The organism is Sporosarcina soli (assembly GCF_042655805.1).
Taxonomy (GTDB): Bacteria; Bacillota; Bacilli; order Bacillales_A; family Planococcaceae; genus Sporosarcina; species Sporosarcina soli.
Genome location: NZ_JBHSNO010000001.1, coordinates 78,696 through 96,550, shown reverse-complemented (window position 1 = coordinate 96,550; position 17,855 = coordinate 78,696). Strand labels below are relative to the sequence as shown.

The 17,855-nt window shown below is 43.0% G+C and carries 18 protein-coding genes; 3 read left to right on the top strand and 15 right to left on the bottom strand.

Annotated features, from left to right (window positions below; genetic code table 11):
* Positions 1-2 precede the first annotated feature (2 nt).
* The 3 genes from ACFPRA_RS00400 to mce are packed head-to-tail and all read right to left on the bottom strand — an operon-like array spanning position 3 to position 3,100.
* On the bottom strand, positions 3-1,124 hold the full coding sequence (locus ACFPRA_RS00400; protein WP_381429315.1) for a M20/M25/M40 family metallo-hydrolase: 1,122 nt from the start codon (positions 1,122-1,124) through the stop codon (positions 3-5).
* Positions 1,125-1,137: 13 nt separating this feature from the next.
* Positions 1,138-2,685, bottom strand: a complete 1,548-nt coding sequence (locus ACFPRA_RS00395) for an acyl-CoA carboxylase subunit beta (RefSeq protein ID WP_381429313.1) — start codon at positions 2,683-2,685, stop codon at positions 1,138-1,140.
* A gap of 4 nt (positions 2,686-2,689) precedes the next feature.
* Entirely contained in the window at positions 2,690-3,100 is a 411-nt protein-coding gene (gene mce / locus ACFPRA_RS00390; protein ID WP_381430516.1) for a methylmalonyl-CoA epimerase, read from the bottom strand.
* 114 nt (positions 3,101-3,214) lie between these two features.
* Between mce and prli42 the strand changes: the two genes are divergently transcribed.
* Entirely contained in the window at positions 3,215-3,313 is a 99-nt protein-coding gene (gene prli42 / locus ACFPRA_RS00385) for a stressosome-associated protein Prli42 (RefSeq protein WP_239391246.1), read from the top strand.
* Between the two features lie 132 nt (positions 3,314-3,445).
* Here the strand turns inward: prli42 and ACFPRA_RS00380 are convergent, their stop codons facing one another.
* The 4 genes from ACFPRA_RS00380 to ACFPRA_RS00365 all read right to left on the bottom strand — a co-directional run bounded on the left by ACFPRA_RS00380 (position 3,446) and on the right by ACFPRA_RS00365 (position 7,380).
* The gene (locus tag ACFPRA_RS00380; RefSeq protein WP_381429310.1) at positions 3,446-3,886 is read right to left on the bottom strand and encodes a BrxA/BrxB family bacilliredoxin; all 441 of its coding nucleotides are present in this window, start codon (positions 3,884-3,886) and stop codon (positions 3,446-3,448) included.
* A 204-nt stretch (positions 3,887-4,090) separates the two neighbouring features.
* Entirely contained in the window at positions 4,091-4,543 is a 453-nt protein-coding gene (locus ACFPRA_RS00375; RefSeq protein ID WP_381429308.1) for a DUF3237 domain-containing protein, read from the bottom strand.
* 61 nt (positions 4,544-4,604) lie between these two features.
* Entirely contained in the window at positions 4,605-5,981 is a 1,377-nt protein-coding gene (locus ACFPRA_RS00370; protein WP_381429306.1) for an MFS transporter, read from the bottom strand.
* Positions 5,982-6,111: 130 nt separating this feature from the next.
* Positions 6,112-7,380 carry a phenylacetate--CoA ligase family protein gene (locus ACFPRA_RS00365; protein ID WP_381429304.1) on the bottom strand — a complete coding sequence of 423 codons (1,269 nt, stop codon included), beginning with the start codon at positions 7,378-7,380 and terminating at the stop codon, positions 6,112-6,114.
* A gap of 161 nt (positions 7,381-7,541) precedes the next feature.
* On the opposite strand from ACFPRA_RS00365, the gene ACFPRA_RS00360 reads away from it, so the two are divergent.
* Positions 7,542-8,348 (top strand): IclR family transcriptional regulator, encoded by an 807-nt coding sequence (locus ACFPRA_RS00360; RefSeq protein WP_381429301.1) that lies wholly within the window; start codon positions 7,542-7,544, stop codon positions 8,346-8,348.
* Between the two features lie 19 nt (positions 8,349-8,367).
* Positions 8,368-9,141 (top strand): IclR family transcriptional regulator, encoded by a 774-nt coding sequence (locus ACFPRA_RS00355; RefSeq protein WP_381429299.1) that lies wholly within the window; start codon positions 8,368-8,370, stop codon positions 9,139-9,141.
* A gap of 49 nt (positions 9,142-9,190) precedes the next feature.
* On the opposite strand, the gene ACFPRA_RS00350 is transcribed toward ACFPRA_RS00355, so the two are convergent.
* The 8 genes from ACFPRA_RS00350 to ACFPRA_RS00315 all read right to left on the bottom strand — a co-directional run bounded on the left by ACFPRA_RS00350 (position 9,191) and on the right by ACFPRA_RS00315 (position 17,841).
* On the bottom strand, positions 9,191-10,546 hold the full coding sequence (locus ACFPRA_RS00350) for an MFS transporter (RefSeq protein WP_381429297.1): 1,356 nt from the start codon (positions 10,544-10,546) through the stop codon (positions 9,191-9,193).
* A 143-nt stretch (positions 10,547-10,689) separates the two neighbouring features.
* Positions 10,690-11,958 (bottom strand): TRAP transporter large permease, encoded by a 1,269-nt coding sequence (locus ACFPRA_RS00345; protein ID WP_381429295.1) that lies wholly within the window; start codon positions 11,956-11,958, stop codon positions 10,690-10,692.
* Between the two features lies 1 nt (position 11,959).
* Positions 11,960-12,454 carry a TRAP transporter small permease gene (locus tag ACFPRA_RS00340; protein WP_381429293.1) on the bottom strand — a complete coding sequence of 165 codons (495 nt, stop codon included), beginning with the start codon at positions 12,452-12,454 and terminating at the stop codon, positions 11,960-11,962.
* 133 nt (positions 12,455-12,587) lie between these two features.
* Positions 12,588-13,625 (bottom strand): TRAP transporter substrate-binding protein, encoded by a 1,038-nt coding sequence (locus ACFPRA_RS00335; protein WP_381429292.1) that lies wholly within the window; start codon positions 13,623-13,625, stop codon positions 12,588-12,590.
* A 163-nt stretch (positions 13,626-13,788) separates the two neighbouring features.
* Positions 13,789-14,910 carry a cupin domain-containing protein gene (locus ACFPRA_RS00330; protein ID WP_381429290.1) on the bottom strand — a complete coding sequence of 374 codons (1,122 nt, stop codon included), beginning with the start codon at positions 14,908-14,910 and terminating at the stop codon, positions 13,789-13,791.
* 52 nt (positions 14,911-14,962) lie between these two features.
* Positions 14,963-15,454, bottom strand: coding sequence for a DinB family protein (locus tag ACFPRA_RS00325; RefSeq protein WP_381429288.1), 492 nt, complete (start codon positions 15,452-15,454; stop codon positions 14,963-14,965).
* The gene (locus ACFPRA_RS00320; protein ID WP_381429286.1) at positions 15,414-16,403 is read right to left on the bottom strand and encodes a fumarylacetoacetate hydrolase family protein; all 990 of its coding nucleotides are present in this window, start codon (positions 16,401-16,403) and stop codon (positions 15,414-15,416) included. Before ACFPRA_RS00320 ends, ACFPRA_RS00325 begins: the two co-directional genes overlap by 41 nt.
* Before the next feature lie 235 nt (positions 16,404-16,638).
* A complete protein-coding gene (locus tag ACFPRA_RS00315; protein WP_381429285.1) occupies positions 16,639-17,841 on the bottom strand; it encodes an FAD-dependent monooxygenase in 1,203 nt (400 codons plus the stop codon).
* Positions 17,842-17,855 lie beyond the last annotated feature (14 nt).

Genomic DNA, 17,855 nt, shown 5'->3' with positions numbered 1-17,855 from the left:
CTTCACTTATCGGCAGCAACCCGAACAATTTCCAGTAATAATTCTGTCAGTTTGTTCAGTTCCTCAACAGGCATCCGTTCATTTTTCGTATGGATTTCCTCGTAGCCAACCGACAACGTTACCGTCGGAATACCAGCGCCATTAAAAATATTTCCATCACTTCCGCCACCGCTCGTCATCAATTCGGGAGTCCGTCCAATATTCCTGATCGCTTGCATTGCTGTCTGCACGACGGAAGCCTCTTCTGTGAATCTGAAACCGGGATACATAATTTGGACTTCTGTTTCCGCTTTCCCACCCATCAATTCAGCTGTACGTTCATACGTCCGCACCATATGTTCTGTCTGTTCAGTCAACTTGTCCGGATCAATAGAGCGCGCCTCCGCTAGAATATGCACTTCATCACAGACGATGTTCGTCGCCTGTCCTCCTTCAAACCGACCAATATTCGCTGTGGTTTCCGGGTCGATACGTCCAAGTGACATGGCAGCAATGGATTTTGCCGCAATATTAATGGCAGAAACTCCTTTTTCAGGTGCTACACCGGCATGTGCAGTTTTCCCGTGGATTGTCGTCTGCAATTTCGCTTGGTAAGGTGCGGCAGTCACGATACCGCCCACTTTTCCATCACTATCGACCGCATAACCGTATTTCGCTGTGATCAATGACGCATCCATTTCTTTGGCGCCCACAAGTCCGCTCTCCTCACCCGCCGTAATGATAAACTGAATATCACCATGAGGCTGTCCGCTTTCTTTCAACGTACGAGCCATTTCAAACAGAGCAGCAATCCCTGCCTTATCGTCTGCTCCAAGAATAGTCGTGCCATCGGAATAGACGTAGCCGTCCTCACGTAATTCAGGTTTAACGCCTTGTCCGGGAACGACTGTGTCCATATGACAAGTGAAATAGATCGGATCAGCGTCCTTTTCCGTCCCTTTTAGTGTCGCAATGAGGTTACCTGCGCCATGGCCGGTGCGATCGTCCGAATCGTCTTCTTCGACGTCAAATCCGAGCGCTGTCATTTTCCGTGTCAACACATCCGCGATTTGCCGTTCATCTTTCGTTTCTGAATCGATTTGGACAAGTTCTAAAAATTCATCAAGTAATCGTTGTTTGTTCAAAATGATTCTCCCCTTATAGTGGAATATTTCCATGTTTCTTTTTTGGTCTAATTTCTTGTTTATTGCGCATCATTTCCAAGGCTTGCAATAGTTTTATGCGCGTTTCGCGCGGATCGATGACATCATCGACCATGCCATGTGATGCCGCTACATAAGGGTTTGAGAATTTTTCACGATATTCTTCGATCTTTTCCGCGCGTGTTTGCTCTGGATTGTCGCTTTGTGCGATTTCCCGGGAAAAGATTATGTTGGCAGCCCCTTCCGCACCCATAACAGCTATTTCCGCATTCGGCCATGCATAGACGACATCAGCACCGATGGATTTGGAGTTCAACGCTACATATGCACCACCAAACGCTTTTCTAAGAATAACCGTTATTTTAGGAACGGTTGCTTCCGAATACGCATATAAGATTTTCGCGCCGTGACGGATAATGCCACCGTGTTCTTGTTTAATACCTGGGAAGAAGCCGGTTACATCTTCAAACGTAATAAGCGGGATATTGAAAGAGTCACAGAAGCGGATGAATCGGGCAATTTTATCTGAGGAATCGATGTCCAGACCGCCTGCCATCACGCGTGGCTGGTTACAAACGAGTCCGATGCTTTCCCCTTTCATACGCGCCAGTCCGACGACGGCATTCTTTGCAAATTCAGATTGAACTTCCATGAAAGAATTCTCATCCACAACTTGGTCTATCACTTTCCGGACATCATAAGGCCTGATTGTTTCATACGGGACAATATCCGCTAAATCGGCACGGTAGTCATCTTGTTCTTCATACTCCGCAAGCGGTGATTTTTCCCGATTATTTTGAGGTAAATAACTTAGTAGTTTTCGAACATTTCCCAGGACGGTTTCTTCATCTTTCCCACGGAAATGTGCATTTCCGCTAATCGTGTTATGTACTTTCGATCCGCCTAGATTTTCAGATGAAATCTTTTCCCCTGTTACCGTCTCGATCACTTTCGGCCCGGTGATGAACATCTGGCTTGTTTCATCCGTCATGAATACGAAATCCGTAATCGCCGGAGAGTATACAGCACCGCCCGCACAAGGGCCGAGTATGACCGAGATTTGCGGAATGACTCCGGAGTAGATTGCATTGCGATAGAAGATCTCACCATATCCATCGAGGGAAACAACGCCCTCTTGAATCCGGGCACCTCCCGAATCGTTCAAGCCGATAAAAGGTGCACCATTTTTAGCTGCCAGGTCCATGACATTGGCAATTTTCATGGCATGCATTTCCCCAAGTGCCCCTCCGAAAACTGTGAAATCTTGCGAGAACAAGTAGACAGGGCGACCGTCAATCTTTCCATAGCCCGTCACCACACCGTCTCCAGGTCCGACCTGCTTGTCCATTCCGAAATCGCGCGTCCGATGAGTGACAAACGGATTCAATTCCACAAACGTCTCCGGATCAAGAAGCAAGTCGATTCGCTCACGAGCTGTCAGTTTTCCTTTTTCATGCTGTTTGGCAATCCGTTCGTCTCCGCCCCCGAGTTCAATTTCCCTTTTTTTATCGTATAATTCGTTGATCTTCTCATAAATATCCATTTCCTCATTCCCCTTTCCTGCTTTTATCGCAAAGTTCATATAAGACGCCAAACGATGATTTCGGATGGAGGAATGCAACTTCAGCCCCACCAGCGCCATTTTTTGGTTCATCTTGCAATAGCTGGACTCCTTTTTCGCGAAGATCATGCATTCTTGTGCGGATATCCGTCACGCCGAAAGCGATGTGATGAACTCCTTCCCCACGTTTCTCAATAAACTTTGCGACCGGTCCGTCTCCCCCAAGCGGTTCCAGCAGTTCCAGTTTGATATTCCCAGCATCAAGGAACGCAACACGAACTTTTTGGCTTTCCACCTCTTCAATGGCTAACAGTGTCAAACCAAGCGTATGAACATAGTATCCAAGTGTATCGTCAATGCTTTTCACTGCAATTCCGACATGATCGACTTGTTGCATCATCCTCATTCCCCCTTTACCCTATTGTACAATTTATCTCACTCAACCGCTATATGTTGTGAAATCTTTCAGTTCTGCTAAAATAGACATATAAAAGTTAAGGGGTTTTGACGGATGAGCAATAAGAAGGTTCAAAAAGTTATTGTTTTAGTGATGATCATCGCCATGGTCGCTTCTAGTCTCATGTTCGGACTGAGCACAATGTTTATGTAACAGAAGTCCAAAAGGCTAGTTGTCCGATCGAAGGCGACAAACATAAGACAAAACGGCGCAGGTCCCAAGCCGGGATGGAAACAACAAAAAACAGTCCACATGTGCAATTTGCACGGTTGGACTGTTTTTCGATTAGACCTCTTCGCAATATTCCTCAAATTGGCTTTGTAAATTTGTCACAACGGACATCGGATCATGACCTTCAATCTCGTAACGTCCAATTTCAGCAACAAGTTTTCCATCTTTCAGAAGGGCAAATGATGGTGAAGACGGTAAATGATCTTCCCCAAACAACATACGCGCTTGTGCAGTTGCCTCTTTGTCCTGTCCTGCAAATACAGTGACGAGATGATCTGGACGCTTGTCATAATGGATTGCATGGGCAGCTGCTGGACGTGCGATACCACCCGCACAACCGCAAACGGAGTTGACCATGACAAGAGTCGTGCCAGAGCGCTTGAACGCCTCCTCCACTTGTTCAGGTGTTGTTAATTGCTCATAACCGCTTGCTTCCATTTCAGAACGTGCTGTTCTCAGTATATCGTTCATATAAAGGTTGAAATCCATATTCACTACAATCGAACCCCTTTCTATTTTCCACTTTATCATAGCAGGAGCAGTGAAAAGTTGCAAAATATCAATTTGCAAAAAACCTTACGATTGTCCGCGAAAACAATTTTATGTAACTTCATGCAAATCTAGTAGGTAACTCTACTTCTTTTAACCATTTTGTGAAAAGAGGATTCCCCCTTGCGCAAAGGGGAATCCTCTTTTAGATTATAATTGAAAAACCTCGATCTCCACATAGGATGGTTTCCGTATGCCTTCTCCGATAAAAATCATTTTATTGAGATAGTCATACTTTTCACTTCCCGTTTCAAATACAGGGGATGTTTTAAAATAATAGGAACCATCAGGCACTTCTTCACCGCGAATAAGCTTGTCGATAATCGCTTTAGGACCATGTCTATACCCTTTGTTGACAACATAAATGGGAATCCCATCATCGGTTTGAATCGTATAATGGGCGACCACCTCCGTCACTCCATCATGGCGAATGAGCTGATAATCCGCTCCTCCTGGGAGGATGATCCCTTTTAGATCCGGGCCTTCAAATGTTCCACCGGTAATCGGTATAACCCTTCTGATTCCACTCCCTACATTTCCGATTTCAATGGGTTTATCCACTTCAATTTTTGCTGTAAATACTTGATTCAGTTGATTAGCCATCTGGACTTTCCTTCCCTCCTCTTTTTCTTTGATTAAAACTTCGAATTACTTACAAGAGGCTTCAAGTGTTAACGGCATTTGCTGATTTGGATTGTTGTGTTTCATTCTTTGCCTGTTGTTCCCCCTGCTCAGTTGCCATTTTATGTTGTCCATGTTTTTCTTGTACAAATAGCATCGCGAAGCCACCTAGAACAGCTGCACTTGCAATCGCCGCAAAGTTATACTGAGGTTGTAAACTGATGGATAATAAAATCCCGATGAACGTCGGTGCCGCAATCCCGCCTAATCGACCAAACGCCATCGTACTGCCAAGAGCTGTTGAGCGCATGTCCGCAGAATAATATTGGGATACAAAAGCATTCGATATATTTTGTACACCAACTGATGCCGCACCGATCACCGAAATCAAAACGAATGCGATTAGCATACTGCTTGTAAAACCGATAAGGGACAAAGCGATCGCTCCGCAAAAGAATAAGGGTACAAGTACTTTCTTAAAACCTAGCTTGTCAACTAATGGACCGAAAACAAGCGTGCCGGCTATTGCCCCAATTTGCATGACCGCCGTAAATAGTAAACTTGAGCTTAAATCATAACCCGCTTCCATCATCAGACGCGGAAGCCAAGTATTCATGGAATAGATTAAAACGAATGCACTGAAACAGGAAACCCAAAACATGGCCGTGCTAAATCCACGTTTTTCTTGGAATAACCTGGTGACAGTAGAGCCTTTTTCTTTTGAAGCTGTACGGACAACCTCAATCTCTCCTTTCAAAGTCGGATCGATTTTCAATAAAATTTTCTTTGCCTCTTCTATCTTTCCTTTTCGAAGAAGAAAACTAACCGACTCTGGCACATCTTTTATGAGAAAAGGAATGAATAGAATAGGAATCCCCGCCAACCAGTATACCGGTTCCCAGCCCGCTACCGGAAGAAGGGAACGACTAGTAAGCGCTGCGGCAAGTGCTCCAACTGAATAACCACAAAAAACAAACGAGACAAGCGCCGTCCGGATACGCTTTGGTGCAAACTCCGTCGTCAATGCGATGACGTTCGGCATCACGCCTCCCAAACCGATACCTGCTATAATACGGCAAATGATGAACAACGTCGGTCCGTTGGCGAAACCGGATAACATTGTAAATAAACTAAAAATGAAAGTAGTGAACAAGATGACATTTTTTCGTCCCATCTTATCGGATAATATGCCAAAAATGACCGCCCCGACTGCAGTACCTAACACCGTGTAACTGCCAATCGCCCCTGCTGTCACATCAGAAATCCCCCACTCCTGAATAAGTAAAGGGACCGAAGCGCCATAAATGACAACATCGTAGCCGTCAAACAGAATAACGAGAAACAGCCAACCGATTAGCCAGATATGAAAGCGTTGCATCCGACTATTGTCAATGACCTTCATTGGATTGATTTTTTGCATAACATTCTCCCCTTAGTTGTCAAATTCTTATGTATGAAAAGGGTCCGCTTGCCAGCAGAAAATGTCAACAAGCGGACAAGGATCCACCAACCCCATTGCAACCGCTTCCATTAAAATAGAAAATGAATGCTTATGCTTGATCCCTTTCATCCAACACTCGCTTTGCTTTCATTGTAAATCGCGGCAATGTATCCGCTTCAACATTTTCCACATCGATTCTCAAGCCAATTCGCTCTCTTAAACGAGTAGCTAAAATAGGTGTAATTTCGGATTTTGCCTCAATTTGTACTTTTACTTGATCCATTTCTGCTTGGGAATAGTAAACAACTCTAAATTCTTTTATTTCTGGAAATTCCCTCACAATCGATTCAATGGAGGATGGATATATATTAATGCCACGAATGACCACCATATTATCTGCTCTTCCAATTACGCCTCCCGGGAAGAAACTGTATGGATTGCCACATGCGCATACTTCATTTGAATGAACGACAATATCCCCTGTCCGATAACGGATAAGTGGATACCCATATCGGCCAAGATTGGTCAGTACCAATTCCCCTTTTTCTCCGACAGCAACGGGTTCCAATGTTTCAGAATTAATCACTTCGGCAATAAACTGCGATTCATTGACGTGAATCCCATTTTGTTCTGAGCAGGAGTAGCCGTAAGCCCCCATCTCTGTCATGCCGACATGATCATAGAGCGTGGCCCCCCATAAGGTTTCGATTTGTGTTCGGATCGATGGCACTGATCCACCAGGTTCACCTGCCGTAATGATTTTCCGAATACCCGTTTGAGTTAAATCAATACCGAGTTCTTCTGCCACCTCTGCTAAATGTAGCGCATAGCTTGGAGTACAAAGAAGGACCGTTGCTTCATTTTCAATCATACAAGTCAACCGTTCTTTCGTAGACTGACTTCCACCTGTAATAACGAGCGAACCTTTCTTTTTTGCCGCTTCGAATGCCCCCCAGAATCCGATAAACGGACCGAAAGAAAAAGCAAGAAACACATGGTCTTCCTTTGTCACACCACTTGAGCGAAAGACTTCCAGCCAGCACTCTTCCCACCATTCCCAGCTTTCCTTCGTATCCAATACTTTCAGTGGTTTTCCGGACGTTCCAGACGTTTGATGATAACGAACATAGTCCACTGTTGGGTAGGAATGATTTTTACCAAAAGGGCCATGGTTCTTTTGATCATCCACTAGGTCTTGTTTAGTCGTCAGTGGTAGTATGCTCAATTGTTCCGCTGATCGAATCGGTAATTGGATATCTTGAAATTTTTGCTGATAAAAACCATTGTATTGACTGACAAAAACAAGCAATTGGTTTAATCGATAGAGCTGATGATCGGATAGTTGTACATTTTTTCGTTGTGATGACAAAACTGTCATTGACATCCCCCTCTTTTCTCTTAGAATACATTCCCTTCCTACAATCCTAAAAGGTTTCTCTCACCTTTCCTACCTCATTGTTCTTCTATATGGAATATAACATAAATTTTCTAACCTTTCGGATTAATCATGTTATAATTATAGAATAGAGGAGTGATAATATGGCGGTAAATGAAGGAAAACAAACCTTTTCTTCCATCGAAAATGCATTGCGTATTTTAAAAGCCTTCTCAATGGATTCTCCTGAATTGAGGGTGACTGACCTTGCAAAAGAGTTGAATCTGGCCAAAAGTACGGTACATCGTTTGTTGACAACAATGGCTGGTGAAGGATTTGTCTTTAAAGACCCAAGATCAAGTGCCTACAGTTTAGGTGTATCCGTCCTCTCTTTGACAAATATCGTTCATTCCCAGTTACATATTTTAGAAGACGCCACTCCGTTATTGAATATGCTAACGGAGAAAACAGGAGAAAGTTCACATATTGCTATATTAGAAGGAAACGAAGTGATTTATTTACAAAAAATAGAGAGTGAATATGCTTCCCGAATTACAACACATATTGGTCGGCGTAACCCTGTTCACTGTACAGGCAGCGGGCAAGCAATTCTTGCATTTGAAAAAGAAGAAGTCATCGAACAATTGCTTTCTGAACCGTTACAAAGGTTTACAGAAAACACAATTACCGCTGCGGACAAATTACAACAACGATTACATGAAGTGAAACAACTTGGCTATGTGGTCAACCGCGAAGAATTCGAAAAAAAGATCATTGCCATCGGTGCACCCATCTTCAACGAAAAAGAGGAAGTCATCGCCTCTGTCAATATTACCGGACCAGTCGTTCGTCTTGAGCAGCGAGCGAAACAACAGCAATCCATTGCTGAAGTCGTCCATACGGCTAAACGCATCACCGAACTAATTAAATTACGCAAACGCAATGCATACATACAACGAAAGCCATACTAATTTTTGAGAGGTGTATTCCATGCCCCACACAACAAAAGATAAATATATCCTTTCATCTGTAAAAAATGCGATGCGCATTTTACGCTTATTTAACACTAAACAAAACGAATTAGGCCTGACGAGTATCGCTGAACAAATTCAAGTACCGAAAAGCACTGCGCATCGAATGGTCTCTATATTAATGAAGGAAAATTTTTTATCGCAAAATCCGAGATCAGGAAAATATCGGCTCGGCTTATCCCTTTTAACACTTGGAGGGGTTATTTCCACCCATCATGAAATGTACAAGGAAGCGTTGCCAACTGTTCAATCCCTTGTCAACCTATTAAATGAAACCGCTCACATCTGTTTGCTTGAAAATGATGAGGTAGCCTATTTATTTCGGAAAGAAAGCGAACGACATCACCGCCTTATTACACAGATCGGTCGAAAAAATCCGATTCACTGTACAAGTGAAGGGCTCTGTATTTTGGCATTCCAAGATCAGAGAACAATCGAACGTGTACTTTCCATGCCGATGTATCCGTATACGCCGGCAACGTTTACACTGCCTGAACAAGTTTTAGAAGAGCTGGAAAAAATCCTTCAGAGAGGATATGCCCTTTCGAAAGATCAGTTTTACGAAGGCTTCGTCGGCATCGCGGCTCCGATACGGGATTATACCCAAAATGTTGTCTCTTCCTTATCGATCATCGGCTCCACAACAACGATTACGCCCGATCGCTATCATTTTTTCATTGAGGAAATTGTAGAAGCGGCAGCTGAAATTTCCGAGCATTTGGGTTATTATTAACATACATAAATACAAAAACGCGTATCGTCGTCTGATACGCGTTTTATTTTTACACTTGGCTTAAATCCGTTCTAGTCGATTCACTTAACACCTTGTCAACTTTCATTTGCGTTTGTTTATGAGGGACTAATGATAAGGCGATCGCCGCAATCACTCCAGGAATCGCAAATGCGATGAAGTTCAATTGAATCGGCAAACTGACAGATAAGAGGAAGCCTCCCAAAAGCGGACCAAGCATACCGCCGATTCTCCCCACGCCAGACGCCATACCTAATGCGGTAGAACGGATATAAGCTGGATAATATTGGGAAACATAAGCTTGTACAATATTTTGAGCTCCAATCGTAGCAGCCCCTGCAACGGCTACTAAAAAGTAAATCAAGAAAGGACTTCCACCAAACCCGAGGAGTGTTAAAGCAACTGCTCCTGATGCATACATCGGGATGAGCATTTTTTTCGAGCCGTATTTATCGCATAACCGAGCGATAATGAGTGTCCCTATAATCGCGCCGCTTTGAAGGGCAATCAGAAAACCTAGGCTGGAGTTCAGTGCATATCCCGCCTCCATCATTAACTTCGGAAGCCAAGTATTCAAACCGTACACCATCAGTAGACAACTGAAAAATGCGATCCAGAACATGATTGTACTTAAAGCACGCTTCTCTTTAAATAAGCCGATAATCGGTACTTTTGTTTCCGGTGCTGCCATTTCTACAATTTCATCGGACGCAGTAAAGGTTGATCCGGGACTTACCTTGGATAGAATTGCGAATAGTTCCTTCTTCTTACCTGTCCGGATCAAGTGACTCGACGTCTCCGGTAATTGCTTATACATCAGCGGTAACAGTAATAACGGCAACCCGGCAATCCAGAAAATTGACTCCCAGCCGAAAGATGGCATTAGAATAATCCCTAATAGTGGAGCAAGAATCCCTCCAACCGAATAGCCGCATAGCACGATAGAGACCAACAAATTTCTCATGGATTGCGGTGCATAATCCGTCAACAAGGCGATAATGTTTGGCATAATGCCCCCAAGCCCTAAGCCCGCTAAAAAGCGGAAGGTGGAAAACATCGTTGGCGTTTGTGCAAATCCACACAAGAAAGTAAATAGGCTAAACAAAATTACCGTAATCACAATAACGTTTTTTCTTCCGATCCGATCGGCCAATGTTCCGAAGAAAATGGCTCCGAACATCATACCGAAAAGGCCATAACTCCCCATGGCTCCCGCTTCAACTGAAGTAAGGCTCCATTCCTCAATCAGGAGCGGTACAACAGTCCCGAATACAACGAGGTCATACCCATCAAACGCAATAATGAGCAAACTCCATAATAACAGCCCTAAGTGAAAGCGGTTAAATTTACTAGTAGCAATAATCTTAGTTGTATTGATAGAAGCCAAATCTTCTCCCCCTAGTTTACGATGATCAAGATTCTTGTTGGAACAGAAACACTGTGGGCGTATGAGATTTTCCCCTCTGCCTTAATAAGCAGGTTGGGATCCAATCGTGATAAGCCGGTTTGGAACCCTATTGTAAATTCGTTTTATAACGAAGGTAACCAAAGAGTCAACGGCGTCCAATAAGTAATGATTAACAATACTACCAATGAGACGATTAAGAATGGCCACATTGCTTTTATCAAAGCTCCCAGTGATACATCAGATAATGATGAAGCGATATAGAGACCGGAGCCAACAGGCGGTGTCAATATTCCAATCGTCAGGTTGATACAAATAATGACCCCAAAATGAATCGGATCAATTCCGTAATTCACTAAAAGCGGTGCAAAAATTGGTACAAGGATAATCAAAGCTGCAATCCCATCCATAAACATGCCGAGTAATAGAAGGAATATGTTTACAAGCAGTAAAAATAATAATGGATTATCCGTCAACGCGACCATCCAAGCTGCAATCTTTTGTGGAACCAATTCAAATGAAAGCATCCATCCGAACAAATTCGCCATCGCAATGAGTAGTGTGATGATTGCAGTTGTAACGGCTGTATTCACTAAAATGCTCGGCAGCTTACGTAAGTCAAGCTCCTTATAAAAGAAAAATCCGACAATCAAAGCGACAAGACAAGCAAATGCTGCAGACTCTGTCGGTGTGAATACCCCACTAAGAATTCCGATGATGATAATTGTTGGAACAAGCAAAGCCGGAATCACTTTAATAAAGGAGATGAATACTTCACTTACACGCGCACGTTGTTGCGTTGGCCATTTTTCTTTCATCCCTATAAAGGCAATCAGTATAATAAAAGAAAGCCCTAGAAGAATGCCCGGTAAAACACCCGCGATAAACATCGAGCCGATGGATACACCTGAACCTACACCATAAATGATAAACAGCATACTTGGTGGAATAATAGGTCCTAATAACCCTGCTGCTGCAGTCGTCGCGGCGCTAAATGGTCTTGAATATCCTTCCTTCTCCATTGAAGGGACCATCGTCCGGCTCATCATCGCAATTTGCGCTGTCGCAGAACCGATGATTGAAGCGAGTAGCATATTGGCAATGACATTCACATAGGCCAATCCCCCTCTGAAATGCCCTACGAAACTTTTGGCAAAATCGATCAGCCTTTTTGTAATCCCTCCAGAATTCATTAACTCCCCAGCTAACATAAAGAGGGGAATTGCAAGTAATCCGTAGTTTTCCATCCCTGAGTAAAGCCTTTGAGGCACGGTAAGCATTAGCCCCATATTATCTGTTGCAAATATGTATACAATCGTCGTCATTCCTAAAACAAATGCAATCGGAATTCGAAGTAGTAATAGTACGACGAAGAGTATTAGCGCAATTGCCATCTTAAAAAGCCTCCCCGTCGCTGGAATATAACCCTTTAACGAGCAACTCCAAAGAATGGACCAACATGAATACAAAGCTTATTGGTATACATAGGTATGACCAAATTTTGGGCATTTGCATTGTATTTGATTTTTGAACTAAAATATTTGGCGAGTTCAGCCAATTGACCGACAAATAAAGCACATACCCAATAAAAGCGACCATCACAAGAAAGCCCATAATTAAAACAATTTTCTTCACTTTTCCTTTCAAAAAGTCTGTTAGCATGGTGATAGACGGAGAGGCATTTTGCTTAATCCCCATACTTCCACCAATAAAGGTGATCCATGCAAGTGAAAAGATAGCTATCTCATCCGACCATAGTAAAGGGACCTTTAAAAAATAACGATAGATAACCCCTGCCGATAAAGATATCAAAATAGCCGCTCCAAAAATGACCGCTAACACTTTCTCAATTTTATACACCCAATCACTTAATCGATAAACAATTTTCAACAGTCCCACCGCCTTTTGGCAGATTATAAATATACATGCAAACGTTTACATGTAAACATGCTTAAGTCAGCATGGGAAGTTGGGCAGGGCCCCTTCCCATACTAGACATTGTTAAGCATAAGCTAGATAATAATCAATCATTCTGCGCAGTCTCAATAAACGATTTGATGATTTCGGATTCTTTCGCATACTGAGTTCTCACTTCTTCGGCAATGCCATCAAATGCAGAATGGTCTTCCAGCTCCTGCACTTCAACACCATTCTTCTTCAACTCTTCAAGGTTGCTTTTTTCCCTTGCAATTGCTTCCTGCGCTCCCCAATCTACTGCAGTCTTCATAGCTGTTTTAACAATCCCTTGATCTTCTTCGGATAGTTTGTTAAAGCTTGCTTGACTCATGACAACAACTGTCGGGAAAGTCATCTGGTTAGTCAACGTCAAATACTTTGCATTTTCATAATACTTCTCCGTTACAAGGGCATCCAAGTCAATATCCATACCGTCAATGACTCCGGTTTGTAAAGATGTATAGACTTCTGGGAGTGGCATTGCTGTCGGACCTGCACCAGTTTTTTCCCAGAAACTTTGCATAGCCGGACTTCCGATAATTCTAACTTTCTTTCCTTTCAAGTCTTCAGGAGTACCGATAAATCCTTCTTTCATTAAAATGTGCCGATTTCCTGCAAATGCGATATCCAAACCTAGCAACCCTTGTGATCCTAATTCTTCAAGCATTTGTTTTGTCTCTTCCGACTCTCGCATTTTATTTGCATCTTCTAAATCACTGAATAGAAATGGCATAAACCATGAATTTAAAGAAACTTCACGCGTACTCATATAGGCATTTGTGAGAAAACCAAAATCGATAGAACCCGTTTCTAGCTGTTGAACCATATCTTGTTCAAGGCCAAGTGTTGAAGCAGAATAAATATCCAGTTTCATTCTTCCATCTGATAATTTTTCAAGCTCTTCACCAAACTTTTCAGCTGTTTTATGCCAAACATGTGATTCTTGTACAACATGTGATGCTTTGAAGGTGTATGTATCGCCTCCGTCATTTTTGCCAGCGTCAGCGCTTTGCCCATCGTTCCCTCCGCAGGCTGCCAATACAAGTAATGCAGCCCCTGCAAGCATGGTCAACGATAACCACTTTCTTTTCTTTCTAATTTTCATGTTATTTCCCCCAGTATTCGAGCATCCGTTAGTTCCGCATGATTTCGACATATTTTTCACGATTATTTATATGGCTAGAACCCCTTCTAAACATCCAATTAGGCTGTTTGAAAAAGGGGTCCTCGACCTTCTTTCGCTGTTTCATTGCATTTAGGGGTTCACTTCATCGAACCGCTTTAAATTCATCTGTGACATCCTGATGTCCATTATTCGAATCATATACTTGTTCCTGTTCCAATTCGAAGCGATCCATGATCGGCAAGTCGTTGACCGAGAATAGATACGCATCTTCTGAAGCGACATGTTCATGCCAAGCCCAGTTTGGAACAACGAAGTAATCGCCTTTCTTCCAATCGAAACGGATACCGTTAATGACTGTATAGCCTGAACCTTTATGCGCATGGTAAATGACCGAATGGGTATGGCGATGCGCTTTCGTATGGAATCCTTTCGGTAAATGTTGCATGCGTGATCCCATCGTTGGGTTCGCCGATTTCCCTGTTGAAGGGTTGATATATTCGATCGCGAAGCCATCATACGGATCCGGATCAAAATTCATTAAACCTTTAATCGCATCCACGGTGCGCGTCCACTTATAATTTGCAAGCGGGGCAATAGTAAACTTGCCGTCTCCGACAGGACGAACAATTCCACCGTTATACCGGAGCTCCGAGAAATTATCCGGTACATCCGGCTGCTGTAATCCATCGGCATACGGTTCAAAGAACGTGCCTCCAATTGAATAGATCGTTGGAATATCGAGTGCATCCATCCAGATCATTGGTTTTTCTCCAAGATGCCCGTGTCCGTGCCATAAGTTTTTCGGAGTTGTAAGGAAATCTCCTTCTTCCATGAAGAGCCGTTCACCTTGAACAATCGTATAAGCCCCTTCCCCTTCCGAAATAAAACGTAGGGCACTTTGCGTATGACGGTGTGAGGGTGCTTCTTCCCCTGGGAGCAGTAGTTGAACCGCTGCATATAAAGTTTGCGTTGTCGATGCCCAGCCCCACGGCTGGCGGTAAGTCAATCCTGGGTTTTGGAAATAAATCGCACGTCGTTCACCACCGCGCTCAGGTGTAAAGATTTCAGCAGCTTCCATTAACTTCTTATTCAACAATTCCCCGCTCCATAGATAAGCCTCAGCTTGTGGCTTCGGCGTTTTGTTCATGATTGCCGGGATCGCTTCCCAAAGTGGTCCAAGATTATACTGCTGGATATCTTTCGTAAAATCCTTTACTGTATCACTGCCCATGAATTCTTTAACATCATCTTTAACTTCTGCCATTCAAAACACATCCTTTTCTTTTGTCGTGTAATTGATGGATCCGTCCTTATTATCAGTCGAGCTTACTTAGATTGCGTTGCACTTGGCTATAATGCTTCTCTACATGTTCTTCGAGGAAATGTTCGATCATAAACGAGATTGGCTTATTGCCGAATTTCTCAAAATTACGATGAGGGTTTTCCGCTTTCAGATTTTCTTCGCTCAAACTCCCTAAGCCATCTGCTACTTTTTGCTTGAGCTCTTTGAACTCTGCAAACTGCTCGGAAATATTCAACTCATTCGGATTGGCCACTGCAGCTAAACGTGCTGCATCTTGCAAACCGCGTCCCCATTGAGCACCCGGCTCTGCCAACACGCGATCAATTTCGTTAAGCCAATAGGGAACCGCTTCATTTAAATGAGAGATGATTTGCAAAATTGACCATTCTTCGTTAGTCGGATTCCAACGAATCGTCTCTTCCGATAAACTTTCTGAAACGTTCAAAATTGCATCGATACTGTTATTAATTGCTTGAATGGATTGGTTCACTGTGACGACTGTCATCTTTAATTTCCTCCTTTTGTAGGGACACTTTGTTCTCCAAGACACCCACTTTATCAATTTCAATTCGTACAACATCGCCATCTTTCAAGAATGTCGGCGGATCCATTGCAACGCCTACGCCACCAGGTGTTCCTGTTAAGATGACATCTCCCGGCTCAAGTGTGACAAGATTCGATAGGAATGAAACAAGTTTTGGAACAGAGAAGACTAGGTTTTCTGTATTCGTTTTTTGTCTCACTTCACCGTTAACCGTCAGCACAACGTCAAGACCAGAAGGATTCGTCAACTCATCGGAAGTGATCAGCCAAGGACCCATCGGTGCACTTCCATCGACCGTTTTCCCTTGTAGCCATTGAAGTGTACGTCTTTGGATATCACGGTATGTCACATCATTCGTAATCGTATAGCCCGCTACATAGTCCAGAGCATCCTCTTCAGATACGTTGCGTGCTTGTTTGCCGATGACAAATGTAAATTCAGCTTCATAGTCAAGCTGTTCCGAGATTGGATAGAATGGAATATCATCCTCAGGTCCGATAATTGTATTTGCAAACTTGGCAAATAAAACTGGATTGGACGGTAATTCACGACCCATTTCCAAAATATGCTCACGATAGTTATGACCAACACAAAATATCTTTCCTGGCTGTGTCACTGGAGCTTCCACTTTCACATCGCTTTTATCGTAGACAAGCTGATGCTTGAAGCTAGCTGGATGTTCAAGTGCAAAATCGACAGCTGCCTTTGCGATTTCCAAACTTTCTTTTCCGCCTTGCAAGAAGCCTTCCATTTTAGCTGGTACATAAGCTTCTGCAATTTCTTCATAACGATATTTGCCTTCACTTTGAAGTTGTGATTGGTAAGCATAGTTTAAATCGACTACTTTATCTCCGTCGACAAGTGCTCCAATTCTTGAAAATCCTGCTGTTGTAAAAGTAATTAGTTTCATATGACTCTCCCTTTCAACTCTTATTGACTTTTTCACAAAATTGTCAGTCAGTAAACGCATTCATTATCCTGTTTTTTAAGATAATTCAACCCGAAAACCCATTCCACTACTAGGATACTTTGTCTACTTATTATATAAGATAATCATATTTCGGTAGATTGTCAATATTCATGTTCGTCTAACTATTTATAAAGCTTGCTGTATTTTCATTGATTGTTGCAAATAGCCGCTTGTTTCAATGTGTCACTTTATTTTTATTGTAACCATGGAACTTATCAACGAATTGGAAATCTTCCGAAGCCCGGCTTTTTAAGATTGTGTCACGCAAAAGAATCGTTTCCGGTGCGATCGCATGGATGATTTCTCCCCAAAGTCGTGCATTGTTTTGAACATAAGCCGTCCGTGGAATGCGTTCTTCCTGATATTTTTGGAATGCTGTTTCAATATCTTCGTCATGTTGCTCCACCATGTCTGCCAAATACGCTGCATCTTCAAATGCTTGACATGCACCTTGAGCGAGATATTGAAGCATTGGATGAGCCGCATCGCCCGTTAAAGTGATCCGCCCTTTTGTCCAATTATTTAGTGGTTCACGGTCATACATTGGCCATCTCTTTTGACGTTGGATGAACGTGAGCGCCGTTTGCACGAGGCTGCAAGTTCCTTCAAACACACGGTCCATTTCTTCCGGTGTTCCCCATTCGTCTGTAAACTGAATTTCTTTTCGATATTCAGAACTCTTGAATACGACGACTTGATTGTAAAGTTCACCGCGTCGAACAGGATATTGGACAAGGTGGAAATTCGGTCCGATCCACATATATACGTCGTCAAGATTACCGACTTCAGTTACGTCCTCCATCGGAATAGCTCCGCGATAAGCAACATATTCAGAACAGACCGGCTGATCATCGACGAATAGTTTACGTGTATTAGACCATAGTCCATCAGCTCCGATTGCAGCAGAACCTGTATGTACATCGCCATTTGCAGCAGCGACGGTCACTACGCCATTAGCTTCCTCCGTTTTTACAATGGATTGATCGGTAACTAATTCAATGTAAGGGCTTTCCGCACAAACATCATATAAGGCTTTATGGAGATCTGAGCGGTGTAGCACGATATAAGGCGCTCCATATCTTTCTCTATACACATCTCCAAGGTCCAATGCGGAAAGCTCTTTGCCTGTATAAGCATCCATGAGAACAAGTCTTTTTGGAAATACTGCAATTTCATTGATTTTATCCATTACGCCAAAACGCTGTAATACATTTGTTGCGTTCGCTGCAAGCTGGATTCCAGCGCCGATTTCCAAAAATTCTGGAGCCTGTTCCAATACTTTGACGTACTTTTTATTTTCTGCAAGTCCTAAGGCAGTTGCTAAACCACCGATACCTCCGCCTATGACAATAATTGGATTGTTTTGATCATTGCTCATAACGAAAACCTCCT

What these genes read in the sequence shown, in the direction of transcription:
- ACFPRA_RS00395 (WP_381429313.1), bottom strand. Translation starts at nt 2,685, where the DNA reads ATGGATATTTATGAGAAGATCAACGAATTATACGATAAAAAAAGGGAA.
- mce (WP_381430516.1), bottom strand. Translation starts at nt 3,100, where the DNA reads ATGCAACAAGTCGATCATGTCGGAATTGCAGTGAAAAGCATTGACGAT.
- prli42 (WP_239391246.1), top strand. Translation starts at nt 3,215, where the DNA reads ATGAGCAATAAGAAGGTTCAAAAAGTTATTGTTTTAGTGATGATCATC.
- ACFPRA_RS00375 (WP_381429308.1), bottom strand. Translation starts at nt 4,543, where the DNA reads ATGGCTAATCAACTGAATCAAGTATTTACAGCAAAAATTGAAGTGGAT.
- ACFPRA_RS00370 (WP_381429306.1), bottom strand. Translation starts at nt 5,981, where the DNA reads ATGCAAAAAATCAATCCAATGAAGGTCATTGACAATAGTCGGATGCAA.
- ACFPRA_RS00365 (WP_381429304.1), bottom strand. Translation starts at nt 7,380, where the DNA reads ATGACAGTTTTGTCATCACAACGAAAAAATGTACAACTATCCGATCAT.
- ACFPRA_RS00360 (WP_381429301.1), top strand. Translation starts at nt 7,542, where the DNA reads ATGGCGGTAAATGAAGGAAAACAAACCTTTTCTTCCATCGAAAATGCA.
- ACFPRA_RS00355 (WP_381429299.1), top strand. Translation starts at nt 8,368, where the DNA reads ATGCCCCACACAACAAAAGATAAATATATCCTTTCATCTGTAAAAAAT.
- ACFPRA_RS00345 (WP_381429295.1), bottom strand. Translation starts at nt 11,958, where the DNA reads ATGGCAATTGCGCTAATACTCTTCGTCGTACTATTACTACTTCGAATT.
- ACFPRA_RS00335 (WP_381429292.1), bottom strand. Translation starts at nt 13,625, where the DNA reads ATGAAAATTAGAAAGAAAAGAAAGTGGTTATCGTTGACCATGCTTGCA.
- ACFPRA_RS00330 (WP_381429290.1), bottom strand. Translation starts at nt 14,910, where the DNA reads ATGGCAGAAGTTAAAGATGATGTTAAAGAATTCATGGGCAGTGATACA.
- ACFPRA_RS00325 (WP_381429288.1), bottom strand. Translation starts at nt 15,454, where the DNA reads ATGACAGTCGTCACAGTGAACCAATCCATTCAAGCAATTAATAACAGT.
- ACFPRA_RS00320 (WP_381429286.1), bottom strand. Translation starts at nt 16,403, where the DNA reads ATGAAACTAATTACTTTTACAACAGCAGGATTTTCAAGAATTGGAGCA.
- ACFPRA_RS00315 (WP_381429285.1), bottom strand. Translation starts at nt 17,841, where the DNA reads ATGAGCAATGATCAAAACAATCCAATTATTGTCATAGGCGGAGGTATC.